The 21,133-nt window shown below is 46.3% G+C and carries 20 protein-coding genes; 8 read left to right on the top strand and 12 right to left on the bottom strand.

From position 1 onward, the window contains the following. Positions 1-14 precede the first annotated feature (14 nt). The 3 genes from qoxB to galE form a co-directional block, all read right to left on the bottom strand. Positions 15-1,964, bottom strand: coding sequence for a cytochrome aa3 quinol oxidase subunit I (qoxB, locus tag M654_RS02230; RefSeq protein WP_026589178.1), 1,950 nt, complete (start codon positions 1,962-1,964; stop codon positions 15-17). A 17-nt stretch (positions 1,965-1,981) separates the two neighbouring features. Then, the gene (gene qoxA, locus M654_RS02225) at positions 1,982-2,953 is read right to left on the bottom strand and encodes a cytochrome aa3 quinol oxidase subunit II (protein WP_142246070.1); all 972 of its coding nucleotides are present in this window, start codon (positions 2,951-2,953) and stop codon (positions 1,982-1,984) included. 486 nt (positions 2,954-3,439) lie between these two features. Continuing rightward, a complete protein-coding gene (gene galE, locus M654_RS02220) occupies positions 3,440-4,456 on the bottom strand; it encodes a UDP-glucose 4-epimerase GalE (protein WP_026589180.1) in 1,017 nt (338 codons plus the stop codon). An 829-nt stretch (positions 4,457-5,285) separates the two neighbouring features. Between galE and M654_RS02215 the strand changes: the two genes are divergently transcribed. From M654_RS02215 to M654_RS02200, 4 genes are all read left to right on the top strand, one after another. After that, positions 5,286-5,435 carry an anti-repressor SinI family protein gene (locus M654_RS02215; RefSeq protein WP_035428549.1) on the top strand — a complete coding sequence of 50 codons (150 nt, stop codon included), beginning with the start codon at positions 5,286-5,288 and terminating at the stop codon, positions 5,433-5,435. Positions 5,436-5,940: 505 nt separating this feature from the next. After that, entirely contained in the window at positions 5,941-6,504 is a 564-nt protein-coding gene (locus M654_RS02210; protein WP_026589181.1) for a flavodoxin family protein, read from the top strand. 171 nt (positions 6,505-6,675) lie between these two features. Beyond that, positions 6,676-6,990 carry a DUF485 domain-containing protein gene (locus tag M654_RS02205; protein WP_026589182.1) on the top strand — a complete coding sequence of 105 codons (315 nt, stop codon included), beginning with the start codon at positions 6,676-6,678 and terminating at the stop codon, positions 6,988-6,990. Then, positions 6,987-8,525 carry a solute symporter family protein gene (locus M654_RS02200; RefSeq protein ID WP_026589183.1) on the top strand — a complete coding sequence of 513 codons (1,539 nt, stop codon included), beginning with the start codon at positions 6,987-6,989 and terminating at the stop codon, positions 8,523-8,525. Before M654_RS02205 ends, M654_RS02200 begins: the two co-directional genes overlap by 4 nt. A gap of 31 nt (positions 8,526-8,556) precedes the next feature. Here the strand turns inward: M654_RS02200 and xylB are convergent, their stop codons facing one another. Beyond that, positions 8,557-10,056 carry a xylulokinase gene (gene xylB, locus M654_RS02195; RefSeq protein ID WP_026589184.1) on the bottom strand — a complete coding sequence of 500 codons (1,500 nt, stop codon included), beginning with the start codon at positions 10,054-10,056 and terminating at the stop codon, positions 8,557-8,559. Continuing rightward, a complete protein-coding gene (gene xylA / locus M654_RS02190) occupies positions 10,056-11,402 on the bottom strand; it encodes a xylose isomerase (RefSeq protein WP_026589185.1) in 1,347 nt (448 codons plus the stop codon). The genes xylB and xylA overlap by 1 nt, the downstream gene beginning before the upstream one ends. Positions 11,403-11,585: 183 nt before the next feature. Between xylA and M654_RS02185 the strand changes: the two genes are divergently transcribed. Beyond that, positions 11,586-12,740: an ROK family transcriptional regulator gene (locus tag M654_RS02185; protein WP_026589186.1), complete on the top strand. Its 1,155-nt coding sequence runs from the start codon at positions 11,586-11,588 to the stop codon at positions 12,738-12,740. A gap of 43 nt (positions 12,741-12,783) precedes the next feature. On the opposite strand, the gene thiE is transcribed toward M654_RS02185, so the two are convergent. The 5 genes from thiE to M654_RS02160 all read right to left on the bottom strand — a co-directional run bounded on the left by thiE (position 12,784) and on the right by M654_RS02160 (position 16,013). Next, positions 12,784-13,458, bottom strand: coding sequence for a thiamine phosphate synthase (gene thiE, locus M654_RS02180; protein ID WP_026589187.1), 675 nt, complete (start codon positions 13,456-13,458; stop codon positions 12,784-12,786). Next, positions 13,458-14,270, bottom strand: a complete 813-nt coding sequence (gene thiM / locus M654_RS02175) for a hydroxyethylthiazole kinase (protein ID WP_026589188.1) — start codon at positions 14,268-14,270, stop codon at positions 13,458-13,460. The genes thiE and thiM overlap by 1 nt, the downstream gene beginning before the upstream one ends. Continuing rightward, positions 14,267-15,181 carry a cidABC operon transcriptional activator CidR gene (gene cidR, locus M654_RS02170; protein WP_026589189.1) on the bottom strand — a complete coding sequence of 305 codons (915 nt, stop codon included), beginning with the start codon at positions 15,179-15,181 and terminating at the stop codon, positions 14,267-14,269. The genes thiM and cidR overlap by 4 nt, the downstream gene beginning before the upstream one ends. 137 nt (positions 15,182-15,318) lie before the next feature. Further along, complete coding sequence (locus M654_RS02165) at positions 15,319-15,588, bottom strand: YwqI/YxiC family protein (RefSeq protein WP_026589190.1); 270 nt, start codon at positions 15,586-15,588, stop codon at positions 15,319-15,321. After that, positions 15,585-16,013, bottom strand: coding sequence for a YwqH-like family protein (locus M654_RS02160; RefSeq protein ID WP_026589191.1), 429 nt, complete (start codon positions 16,011-16,013; stop codon positions 15,585-15,587). The genes M654_RS02165 and M654_RS02160 overlap by 4 nt, the downstream gene beginning before the upstream one ends. A gap of 468 nt (positions 16,014-16,481) precedes the next feature. Here M654_RS02160 and M654_RS02155 point away from each other — a divergent pair, with 468 nt between their 5' ends. After that, the gene (locus tag M654_RS02155; protein WP_026589192.1) at positions 16,482-16,868 is read left to right on the top strand and encodes a CidA/LrgA family holin-like protein; all 387 of its coding nucleotides are present in this window, start codon (positions 16,482-16,484) and stop codon (positions 16,866-16,868) included. Next, entirely contained in the window at positions 16,850-17,533 is a 684-nt protein-coding gene (locus M654_RS02150; protein WP_026589193.1) for a CidB/LrgB family autolysis modulator, read from the top strand. The genes M654_RS02155 and M654_RS02150 overlap by 19 nt, the downstream gene beginning before the upstream one ends. Before the next feature lie 160 nt (positions 17,534-17,693). Here the strand turns inward: M654_RS02150 and putP are convergent, their stop codons facing one another. Together putP and M654_RS02140 are read right to left on the bottom strand one after the other, a co-directional pair. After that, a complete protein-coding gene (gene putP, locus M654_RS02145) occupies positions 17,694-19,157 on the bottom strand; it encodes a sodium/proline symporter PutP (RefSeq protein WP_026589194.1) in 1,464 nt (487 codons plus the stop codon). 229 nt (positions 19,158-19,386) lie between these two features. Further along, positions 19,387-20,577 (bottom strand): class I SAM-dependent rRNA methyltransferase, encoded by a 1,191-nt coding sequence (locus M654_RS02140; protein ID WP_026589195.1) that lies wholly within the window; start codon positions 20,575-20,577, stop codon positions 19,387-19,389. 151 nt (positions 20,578-20,728) lie between these two features. Between M654_RS02140 and M654_RS02135 the strand changes: the two genes are divergently transcribed. Next, entirely contained in the window at positions 20,729-21,109 is a 381-nt protein-coding gene (locus M654_RS02135) for a VOC family protein (RefSeq protein ID WP_026589196.1), read from the top strand. The last annotated feature ends 24 nt before the right edge of the window (positions 21,110-21,133 follow it).

Genomic DNA, 21,133 nt, shown 5'->3' with positions numbered 1-21,133 from the left:
CAGTCACGCCTCCTTTACTTGGCATTCTTTCGTTCAGTCTCTTTTATTTCCTCAACACTTACATAGTAGCCGTCGTCATATTCAAATGAACGAAGAATCATACAGAGGAATACACCGATCAGACCGACGATTCCCATCCAATACCATTCAAAGACAAGTCCGAATCCTGCAAAACCGAAGCATAGCGACATGATAAACGGACGTCCTGAATTGCTCGGCATATGAATCTTTTTAAACTTGCTTTCAGGATGAATATCGACTTTGTCTTCCTTCATTTGCGCAAAAGCATCAGGTGATGTAACTTCAGGCAGAACCGCAAAGTTGTAGTGCGGCGGGATCGCAGATGACGTAGCCCATTCAAGCGTACGACCCATTCCCCAAGCATCTCCTGATTCCTCGCGTTTTGCATGACGGAAGCTGTAGAAAATGTTGTAGCAGAGAACGATGAACCCTGCGGCCATCAGCAATGCGCCAAATGTCGCAATCATGTTCAATGCAGTCCAGCCGTCTTCTGCTCCGTATGTGTAAATACGGCGCGGCATTCCCTGCAATCCCAGGAAATACATCGGGAAGAAACAGATGTTAAAGCCGGTCATAAACAGCCAGAAGAACCATTTTCCGATGCGTTCGTTCAGTTTGTGGCCGAACATTTTCGGATACCAGAAGATAAATCCGGCAAAACAAGCAAACACAGTACCCGCAATCAGCACATAGTGAAAGTGCGATACGAGGAAGTATGTGTTGTGATATTGATAATCCGCAGCAGCCATCGCCAGCATAACGCCCGTAACCCCGCCGATGACGAAGTTAGGAATAAATGCGAGCGACCACAGCATCGGAGTTGTGATTTTGATTCTGCCTCGATGCAGCGTCAACAGCCAGTTAAAGATTTTAACACCGGTCGGTACGGATATCGCCATCGTCGTAATCGAGAAGAACGAGTTGACCGCCGCGCTGTTGCCCATTGTGAAAAAGTGGTGCAGCCAAACGACGAAGCTGAGAACCGAAATGGCAACAATCGAATAAACCATTGCTTTATAGCCGAACAGCTGCTTTCTTGCAAATGTCGCAATAATTTCTGAAAAAATACCGAAAGCGGGCAAAATAACGATATAAACCTCAGGGTGTCCCCAAATCCAGAAAAGGTTCGCCCAAAGCATCGGCATACCGCCGTTTGCCAACGTGAAAAAGGCTGTTCCGAACAAGCGGTCAAATGTCATCAGCGCCAAAGCCACTGTCAAGACAGGGAAGGCGAAAATGATAATTACACAAGTGATCAGCGTTGTCCAAGTGAACATCGGCATCCGCCAGAGGGTCATGCCTTTTGTGCGCATTTTCAGGATGGTGACCATAAAGTTGATCCCGGTGAGCAGCGTACCGATACCGGCGATCTGAAGACCGAGCAAGTAATAGTTCTGCCCAGGTCCAGGACTCAGCTCATTGCCTGCAAGAGGCATGTATGCGGTCCATCCTGCATTCGGTGATCCGCCGATCACGAACGAAATATTAAACAGCATCGCTCCGACCATGAAGGTCCAGAAGCTTAAGTTGTTCAAATACGGAAATGCAACATCGCGTGCACCGATTTGAAGAGGTACGACAACGTTCATTAATCCAATAAGAAACGGCATCGCCATGAAGATGATCATGATCGTACCGTGAGTCGTAAATACTTCATTGTAGTGATTTGAATCTAAAAAGCTGTTATTAGGAAGCGTGAGCTGGGCACGCATCATTAATCCATCGACACCGCCGCGGAAAAACATAATCACTGCGGCAAGAATGTACATAATCCCTAGTCGTTTATGGTCGACGGTGGTAATCCATTCTCTCCAAAGCCATTTCCACTTTTTAAAATATGTCAGCACAAATACGATTGCAAGAGATGTTAGCAAAATGGAAATCTGCGCGCCGAGAATTAATGGGTCACCTGTAATTATGAATTCGTCCCATTTCAAATGCATGCAAGCTTCCTCCTTTCCTAGTGAGAATCATTAGAGTGCTCAGATTGTTTTTGATTGTCTTCTGTCTTCACATTTTCAAACGGATCTGATTTGGAGTGCGGAGATTTCGGCTCCCAGCCTAATCTTTCGCGTGCTTTTACGGCGTATTCCGCATCATTTCCATGATTGACGTATTTCAGATGCGTAGATGAAAACGTCATCTCATCCACATTCTGAGGAAGCATCAGTTCATCATACTTGCTCTTCGTCAGCTTTGGAGCTTCTTTTTGCGTTTTCTGCACCCACTCATTGAAGTCGCTTTGAGATACCGCTTTGACGTCAAATGTCTGTTCCGCAAACCCTTCGCCTGTGAAGTTTGCGTTGCGGCCTTTATATGTTCCTTCATGATCTGCCTGCAGGTATTGCTCCATTTCCATTCCGGACATCGCATATTTCTGTCCGCCAAGCTGCGGAATCCATAGTGATGCCATAGAATCGGCAGATGAAATTTTAAACAAAATCGGTCGGTCTGTCGGGATATTCAAGTAGTTGACCGTTTCAATATCCTGTTCAGGATAGCTGAATACCCATTTCCAATCGACAGATGTAGCATAAACAACCAAAGGTTCTTTATCCTTTGATGCTTTTGGAGCCTCTTCTAGAGAATAAATTGTTTGAACTGTCGGCACAGACAGCGCAATGACAATTAAAATCGGAACCACTGTCCAGACAATTTCTAAAAACGTATTGCCTTCCACTTCCGGACTGTATGGTGACTTTCGGTCTTTGCGTTCACGGTATTTGACGATCATGACCGTAAAAAGGACAAAAACGACCGCTACGATAAACAGCATAAATCCAATCGATAATAAAATAAGATCTCTTTGCTGTGAAGCAACCGGCCCCTTAGGATCTAATACCGCAATTTGACTGCAGCCACCCAATAAAAATACAGATGAAAGCAGTGCAAGCAGAATCAGTGGCTTGAATGCTCTGAACAAGAGGATCACCATCCTTCCTTAATGATGCATAAAATTTGGTCAGAATATCTAAATAAAAGGATTCTGAAACTTTTTCTTCTACCTTGCTATGCTATCAAAATCTTCACCAATTAGCCTTATTTTTTTCGAAAGTTCACCTTTTTTTCACCCAAATGTCATAAAATCGTCAAATTTTGTCCATAATAATATGAATAACGGAGGAAATTTGTTGGTAATTTTTTAGTTCTTTTTACATAGAAAGCAAGCATTGGTAATTGGTTTCCAACGGGGGCGATCTGTCAAATTTAGGTTTATCAAAATAAAAAAGTTTGGTTTATCATTGATTTAATCATGTTAAACCATTTCTGGATTCATGACCATCCTTCTTTCACATTCCCGCATGTTCATTTCCACAAACAAAAAAGAGCTTTCAAGTTTGAAAGCTCTTAAAACTGATTGACTCTTCAACAAATGCAAGAATTGCAGAGCACTTTTTGCCCTAGATTTAAAAACCGCTTACTTGCCGTCCGACACCGCTTCTTTTTTGGACCGGTAGCCGTCGGGGTGTTCTTTAAACCAATTCCACGCGCTTTCAATAATCGTTTCCAAATCGGCGTACTTCGGCTTCCATTCAAGTTCGTCCATCGCTTTCTCTGAAGAGGCGATAAGCTGTGCCGGATCGCCAGCGCGCCGTTCGGCAATCTCGGCCGGAATCCGGCAGCCTGTTACTTTGCGGGCCGTCTCGACGACTTCTTTGACCGAAAAGCCCGTGCCGTTTCCCAGGTTGTAAACAGCGCTTTCGCCGCCGTCACGGAGCCTTTCCACCGCAAGGATATGCGCATCGACCAGATCCATCACATGGATATAATCCCTGATACACGTCCCGTCCGGCGTCGGATAGTCGTCCCCGAAGATCATGATTTTGTCCCGTTTGCCCAGTGCAACCTGAAGAATGATCGGGATGAGGTGTGTTTCAGGCTGATGGTCTTCTCCAATCAGCCCCTTGAGATGGGCCCCGGCTACGTTGAAATAGCGCAGTACAACATGACGGATGCCGTACGCTTTTTCCGACCACTTGAGCATTTTTTCAATGGCGAGCTTTGTTTCTCCATACGGATTTGTCGGATCTGTCACGTCCGTCTCCATAATGGGAACCCGGTCAGGCTCCCCGTATGTAGCGGCAGTTGATGAAAAGACGATTTTCTTCACATCAAACGCCCTCATCACCTCAAGCAGGCAGACAGCTCCGTAAACATTGTTATCGTAATATTTGAGCGGTTCTGTCACGCTTTCCCCAACCAATGAGTCGGCGGCAAAATGCATGACCGCTTCGATCTCGTTTTCCTGAAACACGTTTTTCAGAAACGCTTTATCACGCAAATCTCCTTTATAAAAAGCGGCTCCGGAAAGCGCCGCCTCCTCATGCCCTGTTTGCAGATTATCGATAATGACGACTTCCTCACCGCGCTCCAACAGCTCTGCCACAGCATGACTGCCGATGTAGCCCGCACCTCCGCATACTAAAATTGCCAACTTCTCTCTCTCCTTTTCAGTTCAAACTTTGTCTTAAATATGGCATGCCTATGATTCTCCCCGCAATAGATCAAACACTTCATTTTCAGAGAATTCGATTTCCAAGCAAACATATACATATCGTTAAAAACCAGGCGACTTCATTTTACCATTTTCCAGCTTTTCCAGCCTTTGTTGTCAAAATATTTTCACAAAAACAACACCCGTCTTCGCGTGTTCCAATTTATTACTCTGTTAGAATAGTTCGGATTTTCCTCCAAAATCGAGTAACACCCTTGGAAAAGAAGCTTGTTTTTGTCCAAATTCTATACTTTTCTCTCTCGTTTTGAAAACAAAGTTCTTTTTTTCCACTTAATGATCATTTAAAGTAGTATGATCGGATTACCCTCTTTTGATCCCACTTCTCATATAAGCAAAAAGAACCCTTTCGCCAAATCGCTGCCTGAATCTCTTAATCCCTTGCTGCTTGTGGATTTACCTCTATTAAATTGATCTTTTTCAGCTCTTTTTTCACTATTATTTTTTGAATATTCAAAGGATACTCGGCTGCAATTGAGAAATTCTTAATAGGGAAAAGTAATCATTTTTATTTGAATACTATCCAGTCAGTAATTGATTGTTTATTATTATAAGTAAGAATCTAAGATTTTTTGGTTTTTTTAGTCAGTTATTTAGGGAATAGGTAGGTTGAATCGATCTGCCTTTGTGAACTTTTTATGAAATTTGTCATTGTTTTCACATGGGTGTTGTTTTATAACTTTGATACATCTCAAGGCAAAAATAAGGTTTTCCTTGGGATGAACAACGTCTTATCATATTGGAGGAATCTATGAATACTCAAACGAAACACAAGCTGGACAAAGATTGGGTGATTTTGATGAAGGAGGCGAAAAAACTGGGGCTGCATGTCGAAGATGTTAAAGATTTTCTTCGCGCTCAGCGCAAACAAGGAGAAGCTGACAGAAAGCTGAGACAGTAGGGCTTTACCAATCCACAAAACAGGCGGTTCTGTAGAATCTTGAAATTTTCGAGATGATCCAGCCGGCTGTTTTCAAAGAGTGTTTAAAAATTTGATAACGACGTATGTTTACAAGCACAACTGATGCATGTGCATCAGTTTGTATTTGATATAAAAAAGAACAGCTGGCTTTTTCAGCTGCACTTCATTAAAGCATTGATAGTACGCCTCAAAGGGCACTCACTGTCAATGCTGGCCCTCTACATTCTAAAGGGATGCCGGGAGGCCGCAGCTCTTACTGCCCTCTGTAACATGCGGCATGCCCGCTCTTGCTGCACCTCACCGATTGTATTCTCCACATTGCCGAAAAAGCAATCTCCCTAAACCGGACCCAGAGTTTTGGAGAAATCCTTAATCACACATTAAAATCGGATTTTTCGATGATAAAAATCTAAAATATCAATTTTACTGATTGTAAGTCCTCATTATAAACTGAAATAGAATTCACAACAGGAGGTAAGTTTATATGGGGATTGCAGTCATCTGCGGAAGTTCGCGTAAAGGCGGAAATACCGAAGCGCTTGTTGATCTGTTAATAGATGGCCTTGATGCCGACAAGATCTGTTTGCACGACTACCATATCGAGAGTGTACAGGATTACAGGCATGTTGAAGCGCGGCCGTTTTATCCTGACGACGACTACAGAGAGCTGATCAACAAAGTTTTGGAAAATGACATCGTCGTTTTCGCCACTCCAATCTACTGGTTCGGCATGTCAGGGCGGATGAAATATTTCATTGACCGCTGGTCACAAACATTAATTGAAATGGGAAGAGATCAGTTCAAACAGCAAATGTCGGCGAAAACGGCATATGTCATTGCTGTCGGTGATGATGAGCCTCACATCAAAGTGCTTCCTCTCATTCAGCAATTTCAATATATCTTTGATTTTGTGGGCATGGCATTTGGCGGTTATATCATCGGCAAAGGAAATCGCCCCGGCTCCGTTTTGAACGATTCTGCCGCACTTTTTTCCGCAAACGAGCTTCGGCAAAAGCTGATGGAAACAACAAAGAGGGAGATGGAATGAAAAGAGAACAACCGAAGAGCCGCCGCGCTTTATGGAGGAAATATTTCATGGAAATCGTCAGGTCTTTCATCTTATATAAATAAGGGGCATGTGAAATTCGAAGAATAAAACCAGAGCTTGTTACATACCTTTGTTGTATCTTTTCAGACAATTATGAAGGAGGATGCAACAATGAAAAAAGCCGAAATAGATTACAGCAGAGCTGCGGCTTCTCCCGCGTTCCAGCAGCTGTTAAAGCAAAAGCGGGCTTTTATCGTGCCGATGACGATTTTCTTTCTGCTCTTTTATTTTCTTCTGCCGATCATGACATCCTATTTTACATTTTTGAATCGTCCTGCGGTGGGTGCCATTACCTGGGCGTGGGTGTTTGCGATTGCCCAGTTTGCCATGACCTGGACGCTCTGTACTCTCTACATGAAAAAAGCCGATCGGTTTGACAAGATGGCTGAAGACTTTAAAAAGGAATTTGGAGGAGTTGAATCATGAGCAGCACGGCCTTTATTTTGTTTCTTGCGATTGTAGGCCTCACCCTTGTCATCACATATTTTGCGGCGAAGCGGACCAAAACGGCAAATGAGTTTTATACAGCAGGAGGGGGACTGACCGGTCTTCAAAACGGACTGGCCATTGCTGGAGATTATATGTCGGCGGCTTCTTTTCTTGGAATCGCGGGAATGATTGCGCTGAACGGCTTTGACGGATTTTTTTACAGCATCGGATTTCTTGTCGCTTATCTAGTTGTTCTTTATATCGTGGCCGAGCCGCTTAGAAACCTCGGGAAATTTACGATGGCTGATATGATCGCCTCCCGGTTCAAGCAAAAGAAAATCCGGGGTGTCGCAGCATTGAACACGATTGCCATCTCAACATTCTATATGATCGCACAGCTTGTCGGCGCCGGAGCACTCATCAAGCTTCTGCTTGGCATCGACTATACGCTGGCCGTCTGCATTGTCGGCGTTTTAATGACGATATACGTTGTATTCGGAGGAATGATCGCGACAAGCTGGGTGCAGATCATTAAAGCGGTCCTTTTAATGGCCGGAACACTCATCATATCGATACTCGTTTTCTCAAAATTCGGATTCAGCCTCACAAACATGTTTGAGCACATGAAAACGGCCACGCCGCTCGGTGCGGATTTCTTAAATCCGGGGAATAAATACAAGGTTCCTCTTGAAACGCTTTCTCTCAACTTGGCGCTCGTTCTCGGCACGGCGGGGCTTCCCCACATCCTCATCCGGTTTTATACGGTGAAAGATGCCAAAACGGCAAGAAAATCGGTTATTTCCGCTACATGGATTATCGGTATATTTTATATTATGACGGTGTTTCTCGGTTTTGGTGCTGCCGCATTTGTCGGTTTTGAAAACATTTTAGCTGCGGATAAAGCGGGGAATATGGCTGCGCCGCTCTTGGCTCAGGCGCTTGGAGGAGATTTCTTGTTCGCCTTTATCTCAGCGATCGCCTTCGCCACGATTTTAGCGGTTGTCACAGGATTGGTGCTTTCGGCGGCGTCCGCCTTTGCCCATGATATCTACAGCCAGATTATTAGAAAAGGGGCAGCGACGGAAAAAGAGCAAATGATCGCCGCAAGGTGGGCCTCCATCGGTGTATCTGTGCTTTCGATCCTGCTGGCTGTCTTTGCTCAGTCGCTGAATGTCGCGTTTCTTGTATCACTGGCGTTCGCGGTGGCGGCAAGCGCCAACCTCCCGCTGATTGTTTTCACTGTTTTCTGGAAGCGATTCAATACGGCCGGTGCTTTAACTGGAAGTTTGACCGGTCTTCTGAGCGCGCTGATTCTCGTCTCCATCAGCCCGAGTGTTTGGGATCCGGCCGGAAATGCCATCTTTATCGGCGACCCGCTGATCCCGATTTCAAATCCGGGAATTATCTCGATTCCGCTCGGCTTTTTAGGAGCTTATCTCGGAACCGTTTTATCTTCCAAAGCCTCTGATCAGGATGCATTTGAAGAGATCAAGGTTAAAGCGCATACTGGTATCCATATGGACCGGTCGTAAACATTTGAGCGGCCCGGCCGCAGGTTTTCGGCTACATCCGAAAGCGCGCCAGCCGCTCATTCAATGATTTTGTCTTTCGATAGACATCCCGGTAAATTTGAAACAGCTCCTGATACCGCCCGCTGAATGCTCTGCGGGGGGTAAACGTCTCTTTGACATGAACAAATTGTCCGGCGCATGATTCAAGTGTCGGAAACCAGCCGCACCCGACCGAGGCGAGCATCGCCGCCCCAAAAGCCGGTCCTTGTTCGCTTGTCAGTCTGATGATCTCGGCATTAAAAATGTCGGCTTGAATTTGCAGCCATTTTTCGCTTTTCGCGCCTCCGCCGATGGAAATGATGCGGCTGATTTCTTTACCGCCTGCACGAAATTGCTCAATGCTCTCATGGAGGGAAAATGTAATCCCTTCAATGACGGCCCTGACAAAATCTGCCCTCTTATGAGAACTGTCCATCCCGATGAAGCTGGCGCGAATATCAGCGTCTGCATGAGGAGTTCTTTCTCCGGAAAGATATGGCGTAAACAATAGTCCCCCTGCTCCCGGTTGTGAGTCATCCAGTTCGCTGATTAAGGAATCAAATGACAGGTGTTCAGCGAATACATCCTTGAACCAGCTGAGGCTCTGACCGGCTGAAAGCGTCACTCCCATTGAATAATACGCCTTGGGAGCAGCGTGATTAAAAAAGTGTATATTCCCGTTAAACTCTTGCACCGGGTCACTTTCATAGGTGAGGACGACCCCTGATGTGCCGATGCTGCACAAAGCATCACCTTCCTTTAAAATTCCGGCGCCAACGGCTCCGCAGGCATTGTCCGCCCCGCCGGCGAACACTTTAGTATGGCTTGAAAGCCCGGTCTCCGCTGCAAATTCAGGAGTGAGACAGCCGACGAAGGCGCCCGATTCCACCAGCTCGGGACAAATGGATTCGGGTATTCCAAGCCCGCTGCAAATCTCTTTGCTCCATGTTTTATGCTTTACATCAAGCAGAAGCGTCCCGGCAGCATCTGAATATTCGCTGTGAATGCGGCCCGTCATTCTGAATCTGACATAATCCTTCGGCAACAAAAAGACGGCTGCCTTTTCAAACAGTTCCTTTTCGTGTTCCTTTACCCACAAGAGCTTCGGAAGGGTGAATCCTTCAAGGGCCGGATTTTTGACAAGCTTCAGCAGCCGCTCTTTTCCGATCACATCTTCAATCTGCCGGCATTGCTCTGTCGTCCGGGTGTCATTCCATAAAATCGCGTTTCGCAATACTTTTCCTTCCCGGTTTAAAAGGACCAAACCGTGCATCTGTCCGGAAAAGCTGATGCCTTTAATCTGCTCTGCTTCAACGCTGGACTTTTCGACCAATTCCTTAATGGCTTCCTTCGTTTTTTCCGTCCATTCGTTTGGGTCCTGTTCAGAGCAGCCTGAATGCGGCTGTATGATTGAAAACGGCCTTGAGGCCTCTCCACACAATTCTCCGATTTGATTGACAAGTATGACTTTTACCGCGCTTGTGCCAAGATCGGCCCCGATGACATATTCCACTACTGTTTCTCCTTTCCTGCCGGCGTTTCGCGCAAAACGTTTAATAAATAGCGGTTAACTGTCGCTTTCAAATGTTCCTGGCGGCCGGATAGGTTTTCAATCCGATCATTCTCAAGCGCATATGCGGCAAGCTTTTTTAGATCGGCCCGTCCTTCTGCAATGTCCAGACCGATGCCATCCGTATAACTGTTGTAGCGCTTTTCGACCATCCGTTCGAGAACTTTGTCCTCCAAAAGCCGGTGAGCGACTTTCAGTCCGATCGCATACGTATCCATCCCGGCAATGTGGCCGAGAAATAGATCTTCATCCGCAAATGAGGCCCGCCTTACCTTGGCGTCAAAATTGATGCCCCCTGTTTTGAAGCCTCCCGCTTTCAGTATTTCATACATCGCCAAAACAGCAGAGTACAAATCCGTCGGGAATTCATCAGTATCCCAGCCCAAAAGCAGATCCCCCTGATTCGCATCAATCGAGCCGAGCATGTCGTGAAGCGCAGCCACTCTGAGCTCATGCTCAAACGTATGTCCTGCCAATGTGGCGTGATTCGCTTCCAAATTCAATTTGAAATGGTCTTTTAAATCATACGTTTCCAGAAAAGCAATCGATGTTGCCGCGTCAAAATCGTATTGATGCTTTGTCGGCTCTTTCGGCTTTGGCTCAATCAAAAATTGGCCGTTAAAACCGATTTCTTCAGCATAATCAACCGCCATTCTGTAAAAGTGCGCCAAATGATCCAGCTCACGCTTCATATCTGTATTGAGTAATGTTTCATAGCCTTCCCTGCCGCCCCAGAACACATAATTTTCCGCGCCGAGCTCTTTGGCGATCTCCAGCCCTTTTTTCACCATTGCCGCGGCGCGTGCATAAACATCCGCATTGCAGGAGGTTGCCGCGCCATGGACATACCTTGGATGTGTAAACATATTGGCTGTATTCCACAACAATTTAACACCGGTTGACTCCATCATTTCTTTTAAAAAGGAAGTCATTTTATCCAAGTATATAAACGTTTCCCGCAAGGAATCGCCTTCATCAACGACATCCACATCATGAAAACAGAAATAGGGAACGCCGAGCTTCTCAAAAAATTCAAAAGCCGCTTCAGCCCGGGCCTTTGCTTTATCTAAAGGATGTGTCAGCCGGTTCCACGAACGGCTCATCGTCGCATCGCCGAAAGGGTCCTTCCCGTCCGCAGCAAACGTATGCCAATAGGCAACAGCAAAACGGAGATGTTCTTCCATCGTTTTGCCGCCGACACGTTCTTCAGGATTGTAATACTTATACGCGTATGGATGCTCCGAATCTGCGCCTTCATATTTGACCTTGCCTACCTCTTTAAAAAACATGTCCGATCTCCCCCTTATTTTTCCTCTGGAAGTTTGTTTAACCACTAAACTAACTTTTATACTTTTATCTTACAAGATAAATTAAACGCTTTCAATTGGTAATGTTAGAAAAAATTGAGTTTTTAAAATTTGTTATACTATAATAAAAAAGATACATACCATTGCAAAAGAGAGTGATCGTCATTGAATACCGCGGACCAAGCCCTTGTCAAAAAAATGAATAAAGCGCTGATTCTTGAACAGATCATCGCCAATGCCCCCATCTCAAGGGCAAAGCTTTCGGAAATAACGGGGTTAAATAAGGCAACCGTTTCCTCCCAGGTATCTTCCCTGCTGCAAAAGGACATCATTTTTGAAACCGGCCGCGGAGAATCGAGCGGCGGCAGACGGCCTGTGATGCTGAAATTCAACCGCAAAGCGGGGTTTGCGGTCGGCGTCGATATCGGCACGGACTACATCATCGTCGTATTAACTGACCTTGAAGGTAACATTATCGAACAGTATGAACGGGTTCTCGATGAAGAAGACATAACGGCGACAGAACAGGCGCTGATCGAACTGATCGGTTTGGCCATTGACAAGATGCCGCCCTCCCCATACGGCCTGACGGGGATCGGCGTCTGTGTTCCCGGCTTGGTTGACAATGACGAGCGTGTGGTGTTCACGCCAAATAAACCGATACATCTGATTGAATTGAAGAGGCTGCTGGAAGAACATTTCGATGTTCCTGTTTTGATCGAAAATGAAGCAAACGCGGGAGCCGTTGGTGAAAAAGAGTATGGTGAAGCAGGAGATTTGAAACATGCGATTTTTGTGAGTATCAATGCCGGCATCGGGCTGGGGATTTTGATGAACGGCAGGCTCTTTCGAGGTGTTGAAGGGTTTTCCGGAGAAGCGGGGCACATGTCGATCGACTTTAATGGTCCGGCGTGCCGATGTGGAAACAAAGGCTGCTGGGAGTTATACGCGTCAGAAAAAGCCGTTTTTTCACCCTACCTCAAAAATGGAGAGACACCGCTCTATCAAACGGTCAAAGAGCTCGCCGGGCGCCGGGACCCGAACATCCTGAAGACGTTCGAAACCTTCGGGTTCTATATCGGTGTGGGACTGCTCAATATCATCAAAACGCTGAATCCCGACACCATTATTTTGCGAAATACGATTGTTGAATCCCATCCGGAGATTGTCGACTCGATTAAGAAAACCATTTCATCTCGAAGCAAAAAAGAGGCGCTGACCGGCTATCGCTTACAAATCTCCTCACTCGGCCGCATCGCCTCCTCCCTGGGCGTATCATCGATTGTTATCGAACGCTTTCTGGAAACGGTTTATGAATGAAAGCTTTTGACGGCGGCTTCATGCAAAAAGCGCAAATCCCCGGCTAGGAATTTGCGCTTTTTTTGACGGATTTCACTTTTGCATGCAACGCTTCGGCAGCCGCTTTTGGATCGGCGGCCTTGCTGATGGCGCTGATGATGCTGATGCCGTCGGCGCCGGCTTCTATAACTGGTGCACAGTTTTCTATCGTGATGCCGCCGATAGCGACCACAGGAATTTCAATGCCTTGTCTCTGGATTTCGCTGATCAGCTTGACGCCCTGAACGGCTTTGGCGTCAAGCTTCGTTTCCGTCTGATAAACCGGCCCTGCACCGATGTAATCGGCGCCGTCTTGTTCGGCTTTGATGACTTCTTCGATGGTATGAGCGGACACGCCGAGAATTTTGTCCCCGATGCGGGCGCGGACGTCGGCGGCCTTTTCGTCATCCTGGCCGATGTGCACACCATCGGCACCAAGCTCAAGGGCGAGATCGACATCATCGTTGATGATAAACGGGACGCCGGCCTTGCGGCAAATCGCCTGGACTTGTCGGGCAAAAGCCTTTCGATCTTCGCCTTGCAGCGCTCCTTTTCCTTTTTCTCGAAATTGAAAAAGAGTGGCCCCGCCTTTTAAAGCAGATTCGATCACTGTTAAAGGGTCCTTCTCCGTATTATTGGAGCCCATTATAAAATAGACAGAAAGAAGATCTTTCATCGTTTGCCTTGCCACTTGTGCCATCACGATTTCACCTCTCTGATGATCGCCCGCTGCTCGATGTCTTTCGAGACTACAGCAGCAAGCTGGTTTAAAAATTCAATCTGGAAGCTTCCCGGCCCTTGATGAGCGGTTTTTTCCGCCGCCAACTCCGCGGCCAGGCCATAGAAAGCGGCAGCTGCTACAGCGGCCTTGCAATGATCCTTTTCAACCGCGCAAAAGGCACCAATGACAGAGGTGAACAGACACCCTGTTCCTGTTACCTTTGTCAGAAGCTCATGGCCATTGCCCACTGTATAGACCCTTGCCCCGTCGGTCACGACATCCTCCGCACCGGTAATCACTACGACCGTGTTCCAGGCTTTAGCCGCCTTTTTTGCCAGGCCGATCCTGTCGCCGCCATCTTCTCCGGCGTCCACTCCTTTTATCGCCCAGTCTTCACCAAGTGTATTGGCGATTTCCGCAGCGTTGCCCCTGATGAGAGAAACGTTTACCTTGCGCATGATCCGCTGAGCAGATGACGTTCGGAACGGCGTCGCCCCCGCTCCGACAGGATCAAGAATGACGGGAACCCCATGTTCATTTGCAGATTGGCCCGCAATGATCATCGATTCGACAGACTCCAGGCTGAGCGTACCGATATTCAGCACAAGAGCGCCGGCGATCTTCGCCATGTCCGCCGCCTCTTCCCTCGCATAAGCCATCACCGGTGAGGCGCCGAGAGACAGCAGGCCGTTTGCTGTAAAGTTTGTGACGACATTGTTGGTCATGTTGTGAACGAGCGGCTTTTGTTTTCTGACTCGTTCTATTCCTTTTGCGGCATCTTGTTGATTCATTTTGCTTCATCCCTTTCTGCTTCTGAATGACTCCATATATACGATTTTGTATGGTCAATCCAAGCCCTGGCCGCGAATGAAAGGTAGCGGTCCTTTCTCCAGATGACAGCGACGTGCCACGGAATGGAAGGCCTGATCAGGGGAATGATCTTCACCCTTTCCGGATCAAGATCCCGGCAGATTCTTTCAGGCAGAAGCCCGATTCCAAGATTCGCCGAGACCATTTCACTGATAAAATCCCATTGTGATGTTTCATAAATCACATTCGGCTGAAAGCCCGCTTTCAAACATGCTGTAATGATCCGTTCATGAAGGACAAAGTCTTCCCGAAAAAAAATAAACGGTTCTTCGCTCAATTGTTGAAGCTCGATTTCTTTTGCATCAGCAAAACGGTGTGAAGGATGAACGATCAGCATCAGGTTTTCTTTTACAATTGTAAATGAATGAAAAATTTCTTCCTTTGCCGGCAGGACAACGACGCCGATGTCAAGCGAGCCATCTTCCACACCTTCCTGCACTTTCACAGACCCGTGCTCGACAAGCTGAAAGGTGACATTCGGATATTTGTCTCTGAAATCCCCGATGACTTTCGGGAAAAAACCGGAGCCGATCATCGGCGGCAACCCGATTCGCACATGTCCTTTTTTGACATCCATTAAATCATTCAGCTCTGAAGTTAAATTTTGAAACGACTTGGTGATCTCCTGGGCCTGCACATACATGCTTTGGCCGGCATCCGTCAGTTCGATCTGCCGTCCGCGCCTGTAAAACAGCTCAATTCCGAGCTCTTCTTCAAGATTTTTGATCATTTTTGAAATCGTCGGCTGTGAGATGTATAAGGACTGAGCGGCTTTTGTAAAGCTTTTCAGACGGGCGACCTCTAAAAAGTAGGTTAGGTGGCGTATGTCCATTCGTTTGACATCCTTTCAGAGCTTTTCGATGCTTGTTTTTCATTTATCTCATATTTTAAACCAAATTTCATATTTTCTGCACCCCCGTCCCCTTGCCACTGCCATATAAAAAAACGCCGCCGGCAAACCGGCAGCGCTTATTTTCTGGCAATCGCTTGATCTTGTTCCTTCAAGCTATCCACATTTGAGCGGGTGTCTTCAATATTTTTATCGACAGCCTCTTTGTATTGCTTGATCATGTCGTGTATGGTGCCTTCCCGTTCAAGCCATTTTTTTGTAAAGTCAAGGTTGTTTTGGCCGAGATCCCCGGCTGACGGGCCTTTTAGAGAAAGGGAGTCAAGCGCGCTTTTCACTTGATCCAGCTGTTTCATGACCGCTGCATGATTCAGTTTAATTGTCTTACTCATTTCAACCACCCTTTTAAACCATTGATTGTACTGTGCAGCGCATCGACGGCTTCCTCTCCCTTTTCAAGCAGAAAGTCCGCCCGGTCCGCCGACCAGCTCGCGGCATCAACCGCTCCTTTTTCAGCGTCCAAAGCAAATATCTTTAAATCGATTTTATGAATATACCGTTCATAATCATCGTTAAATATTCTGTACATCACCGTGTGCGCTTCATGACGTGCTTCATCGAAATCGGCTGCCCGGCTTCCGGTCCACGATTTGTCAAGGCTCGGACGCAAAATCTGTCTGATTTCTTCAATGCCGAGGTTTTGTTCCTTTTCAACTTCCCGCTTTGCCTTCTTAAGCCGGGAAATTTGTTCTTCCAGCTCGGCCGCTTTATGCGAGAGGACACCGTGTATTTTTTCCAGCGTGCCTGAGTAGTCCATTGTTTGTCACCTCTGAAATTGCAGTATTGATTTTCGGGCTGTTAAACCATCTTTTACATAGATTCACATCTTTTACTTGACTTTGCGCACATTTCCAATATTTATAGTTTAAGTCGAAAAGCATGGATGTTGAATAGGCTTTAAATACTGTTTTTAGGGATTTGTACACAGCATCTCGCCCACCCTTTTGAGGATTCAATGGATTATGACCGTTCTTTCCTGAGTCAATCAGAGGGCTCCGCTTGTCGGGACAAGTCCAATGGCATGGGGACTGAGAGGTTTGATTGTCACAGAAATCATCCCGGTCCATTCAGACAGCCGTTTTCTAATTTTAGTAAATAAACTGTTTCTTTCGCCCTGGTTTTTGCTTTTTTCATATAGACAAAATGAATAATGACTATTCTGTATATGTATTTTACCTATACCTCATTCTCCTGTACACTCTTGTTTAGAAAGGGGGATAATGACATGAAAACATTCATTAAAGGATTAGGTCAGGTCGCTCTTTTATTTTTATTTGCGCGTTTGATGAATCTGATTGTCGAGGTTCTTCATATAAAAATACCCGGAAGTATAATTGGTATCGTCGTGATCTTTGCGCTTCTCCATTTCAAGGTTATTAAGCTCGAATGGATTGAAATCGGCGCATTGTGGCTTCTTGCGGAGCTTCTTCTGTTCTTTGTCCCTTCCGCTGTGGGGATCATAAATTACGGAGATATTCTCAAGGAATTTGGAACAAGCATTATGCTCGTCGTTCTTCTCAGCACTTTTGTCGTCATGGTATCGACAGGAATGCTGACCCAAATGATTGCTAAAAGAAAGGAAAGGAAAAAAACATGCTCATCGGATGCATAAGCCTGATTGCTACAGTCTTGATTTATATGGGGGCGAAGGCGGTATATACCCGGCATCCAAAGGTATATGCTTCACCTTTATTGATCACGCCGCTGATCTTGGTCGGCCTTCTGCTTTTGATTAATGTACCTTTTGAAGCATACAACGCCGGCGGACGGCTGTTGACCGATATGCTGCAGCCTGCTACCGTGGCTTTTGCGATTCCGCTCTACAAATACTTTCCGATCCTAAAAAAATACGCTGTTGAAATCATGATTAATGTAACCATCGGCTGCTGCATCGCGATCCTGTCAACAGCCTTCATCGCAAAGCTGTTCAAGCTGAATGGAGACCTGATCGAGAGCCTCGTGCCAAGATCGGTGACGACTCCGATCGCGATGAGCGTGTCGGAAATGATCGGCGGCATGCCTCCGGTCACCGCCGTATTTGTCATTTTGACCGCTTTGTTCGGCTCAGTGATCGGACCGATGGTCATCCGCTATTTCCGGATCGACAATGAAATCGCAAGAGGCGTTCTCCTTGGAACAAGCGCCCACGGAGCCGGCACGTCAAAAGCGTTTGAGCTGAGTTCAGTGTCCGGAACCATCTCCAGCGTATCCATGATTTTGGCGGCGATCATTACGCTTTGCGCGGCACCGTTTTTGATTTCGCTTATTACAGTTTGAACCCGTCATATATCAATTTAGGGGAATTGTTTATCGAAGACAAAATATCATAAATATTTTTCCAGATCGTTAAATCGTAAATTGGGTGAAAATCATTTCAGTTTTCTCCCAATTTACTAGTAAAAAGCCATTTTATTGTTTGAAATGGCTTTTTTGATTACTATTTAACTTTTCTAACTGCCCTATCAAACTCTTCTTCAATCACTGCCGCCGGTTTTTTCGTCAACAGGCTGACGGCAATAATGACCGCCGTACAAACAATGAACCCTGGAATTATTTCATAGACAGGGGCAAAAGCGTCCACTTGTTCCCAGGCGATCACGGTCAGCGCGCCGGAGAGCATTCCTAGAAGCGCGCCCCATTTTGTCATCCTCTTCCAATACAGGCTCAACAGGACGACCGGACCGAATGCAGCGCCGAAGCCGGCCCATGCATAGCCGACAAGGTTCAGTATCGTTTCATTCGGGTTGAGCGCCATAATGAGGGCGATCAGCGAAATCGCGAGAACAGACAGCCTTCCGACAAGAACGAGTTCTTTATCAGATGCACCTTTCCGGATAAATGCTTTATAGAAGTCTTCTGTCAGGGCGCTTGATGTCACAAGAAGCTGTGATGAAATCGTGCTCATGACGGCCGCCAAAATCGATGCCAGCAAAAACCCGGTGATCATTGAAGGAAACAAAAGCTCGGAAAGTACGATAAAGATCGTTTCGGGATTCTTTAATGTTAAATGGTTCGCACTGAAATAAGCGATGCCGACGAGTCCCGTAAACATCGCTCCGCAGATTGGAAATATCATCCAGCCCATCCCGATTCTCCGCGCTCTTTTCATCTCTTTCACACTTGAAATCGCCATGAACCTGACAATGATATGGGGCTGTCCGAAATAACCGAGCCCCCATGCCAACAGCGACAGGATCCCGACCGCGGTCGTTCCCTTGAACGGCTGCAGCAGGCCGGGGTCCACAGAACGAACTTCCGAAAACGCGGGTGCGACTCCGCCCAATTGAACAAAAACGACAATCGGCATTAAGATGAGCGCGATAAACATAATGGTTCCTTGGACAAAATCCGTCCAACTGACCGCCAAAAAACCGCCGAAAAGCGTATAGAGGATAACCACGCCGGCCGTCAGCCAGATGCCGATCCGGTAATCGAGATGGAAGGCGGTTTTAAACAGTTCTCCTCCCGCGACCATTCCTGAAGATGTATAAAACGTAAAAAAGATAAGAATCACAAAAGCTGAGGTCACCCTTAAAATCCTTGAGCGATCTTTAAAACGATTTTCAAAATAATCGGGTATCGTGATGCTGTTGCCGGCCACTTCCGTATATGTTCTCAGCCTCGGGGCTACATACAGCCAATTCAAATAGGCTCCGATCGCCAGGCCGACGACAATCCAGCCGCTGCTGAGCCCGTTGACAAACATCGCTCCCGGAAGCCCCATCAAAAGCCAGCCGCTCATATCCGACGCTCCTGCGCTTAAAGCGGTGACGGCGGGGCCGAGATTTCTCCCCCCGAGCATATAATCATTCAAATTTGCTGTTCTCCGATAGGCAAAATATCCGATGAACAGCATTCCAGCCATGTAAATACCTATCGATATCAAAACTCCGTAATCCATAACTTCCCCCTATTCAGTTTTTCGTATTATCAATATACATGATTCATCCGCCAACAGGTATCGTTTTTTATCACGATTCTTTTGAAATTTCGTGGTAAGCGCAATGAAAAAAGCCCGCCGGAGCGGGCTTTTGTCTTATTTTTTCCGAATTCTATTCTCCAATCACCGGGACGATCGCAAAAGGCATAGCAAATCCCCCATGATGATCGCCGAGAAAATTTCATGTCATTCACCAGCGGCGAATCCGCAAAAAGACAACTTTTAAATAATTGCCTTCGGGATAGCTTTTCAACGTCTTAAAGTCCTCAGGCAAGGAATGTTCTTCCAGAATCGTGTAGCTCGTCCCCGTTTCTTTGCATGCCGAATCAATGAAGCTTTTGAACTTTTTCATTCCGAATGCGCTGCTGTTTGTTGAAGCGACAATAACCCCTTGGTTTTTTGTAATTTGGATCGTTTCTTTTAACAGATTTTTATAATCCTTTGCCGCGCTGAACGTATGCTTTTTCGTTCTTGCAAAAGATGGAGGGTCAAGAATCACCAGGTCAAAACTGATTTGTTTTTTCGCGGCGTATTGAAAGTAGCGAAACACATCCATTACTTTGATGTCATGAGCTTCAAAATCCAGACCGTTGACGCTGAACTGCTCGATCGTCCGGTTTAAGCTCCGGTTGGCCACATCGACACTTGTTGTTTTTTCGGCGCCTCCGAGGGCTGCGGCGACGGAAAAAGCACCGGTATATGAGAATGTGTTCAGCACGGTTTTCCCTTCGGCATACCGGTCCCTTATCGATTTGCGGACATGACGCTGGTCAAGGAACACGCCCGTCATGGCGCCGTCATTGAGATAAACGGCAAAATGGATGCCGTTTTCCTTCACGATAATCGGAAATTCTCCTCGCGTTCCTTTGACAAAATCGTCATCTTCGAGATACTGCCCGGCTTCATCAAACCGCTTTTTCTCATAGACGGCTTTATAGTCGACAAGCTCGTCAAGTGCGGAGATGATCATTTCCTTAAACGTATAAATCCCCTTGCTGTACCACTGAAGCAAATAATATCCATCATAGTAATCGATCGTGAAGCCGCCGATTCCGTCTCCTTCACCGTTAAATAAACGAAAGGCCGTCGTTTCCGGATCCTGAAAGAGCGGCTCTCTTTCCTGAAAAGCCTTTGCCAGTCTGCCGAGAAAGAAGCTTTTATCGACCGGCTCGTTCCGATTTTGCGTCAGCACCCATCCGATCCCTTTGTTTTGTTCTCCGTAATAGCCTTTCCCCAGGAAAGCTCCATTTTCATCGAAAATTTCAATCAGCTCTCCTTCTGTCAAATGGCCGACTTCCGAAAGGACGGCATCTTTTGAAATCAAGGGATAGCCTTTTTTCATCTTCGCCGCGTAGCTGTGTTTTATTTTTAGCGTCTTCATTGTGTTCAGTCCTTCTATTAAAGTCTTGTTCTATCCTACCATAACGCTTTGTTCATCTTCCTATACATGATAGCGGAATTTCCCTCCCGAAAAAATTGACGGATATTTCAGACTCTTCTATGATGATAAGAAAAAAGGAGGTATCCTAAAGGTGGCAAGAATCGACCACATAGGACTGATGGTGAAGGACATTGAGGCATCGATCGCTTTTTACCAAGATATGATCGGTATGACATTGAAAGGGAGAATGACGCACACAAACGGCGTCATGAAACTCGCTTTTTTAGGCTTTGAGAACAGAGACGAGACAGAGCTTGAACTGATCGAGGGATATAACGACAACCTTCCCCAGGAAGGAAAAGTTCATCATTTTGCCGTCTCGACCGATGATATCGAGGCTGAATTCGCTCGCGTAAAAGGCGCCGGCATCAAGCTGATGGAAGATGAGATCACCGTATTGCCGAACGGCTTCCGCTATTTTTTTCTTTTTGGCCCCGAAGGAGAAATGGTTGAGTTTTTTCAAAGAACATAACCGGGACGCGGCTTATCGCCGTTT

The sequence above is a fragment of the Bacillus sp. NSP9.1 genome (assembly GCF_000465465.2).
GTDB classification, from domain to species: Bacteria; Bacillota; Bacilli; order Bacillales; family Bacillaceae; genus Bacillus; species Bacillus sonorensis_A.
The sequence above is the reverse complement of the archived record's forward strand: the minus strand, read 5'-3'. Positions and strand labels throughout refer to the sequence as shown.

Excerpts from the sequence above, each read along its gene's own strand:
- qoxB (WP_026589178.1), bottom strand. The coding sequence starts at position 1,964 with ATGCATTTGAAATGGGACGAATTCATAATTACAGGTGACCCATTAATT.
- M654_RS02215 (WP_035428549.1), top strand. The coding sequence starts at position 5,286 with ATGAATACTCAAACGAAACACAAGCTGGACAAAGATTGGGTGATTTTG.
- M654_RS02210 (WP_026589181.1), top strand. The coding sequence starts at position 5,941 with ATGGGGATTGCAGTCATCTGCGGAAGTTCGCGTAAAGGCGGAAATACC.
- M654_RS02205 (WP_026589182.1), top strand. The coding sequence starts at position 6,676 with ATGAAAAAAGCCGAAATAGATTACAGCAGAGCTGCGGCTTCTCCCGCG.
- M654_RS02200 (WP_026589183.1), top strand. The coding sequence starts at position 6,987 with ATGAGCAGCACGGCCTTTATTTTGTTTCTTGCGATTGTAGGCCTCACC.
- xylA (WP_026589185.1), bottom strand. The coding sequence starts at position 11,402 with ATGTTTTTTAAAGAGGTAGGCAAGGTCAAATATGAAGGCGCAGATTCG.
- thiE (WP_026589187.1), bottom strand. The coding sequence starts at position 13,458 with ATGGCACAAGTGGCAAGGCAAACGATGAAAGATCTTCTTTCTGTCTAT.
- thiM (WP_026589188.1), bottom strand. The coding sequence starts at position 14,270 with ATGAATCAACAAGATGCCGCAAAAGGAATAGAACGAGTCAGAAAACAA.
- cidR (WP_026589189.1), bottom strand. The coding sequence starts at position 15,181 with ATGGACATACGCCACCTAACCTACTTTTTAGAGGTCGCCCGTCTGAAA.
- M654_RS02165 (WP_026589190.1), bottom strand. The coding sequence starts at position 15,588 with ATGAGTAAGACAATTAAACTGAATCATGCAGCGGTCATGAAACAGCTG.
- M654_RS02160 (WP_026589191.1), bottom strand. The coding sequence starts at position 16,013 with ATGGACTACTCAGGCACGCTGGAAAAAATACACGGTGTCCTCTCGCAT.
- M654_RS02155 (WP_026589192.1), top strand. The coding sequence starts at position 16,482 with ATGAAAACATTCATTAAAGGATTAGGTCAGGTCGCTCTTTTATTTTTA.
- M654_RS02150 (WP_026589193.1), top strand. The coding sequence starts at position 16,850 with ATGCTCATCGGATGCATAAGCCTGATTGCTACAGTCTTGATTTATATG.
- putP (WP_026589194.1), bottom strand. The coding sequence starts at position 19,157 with ATGGATTACGGAGTTTTGATATCGATAGGTATTTACATGGCTGGAATG.
- M654_RS02140 (WP_026589195.1), bottom strand. The coding sequence starts at position 20,577 with ATGAAGACGCTAAAAATAAAACACAGCTACGCGGCGAAGATGAAAAAA.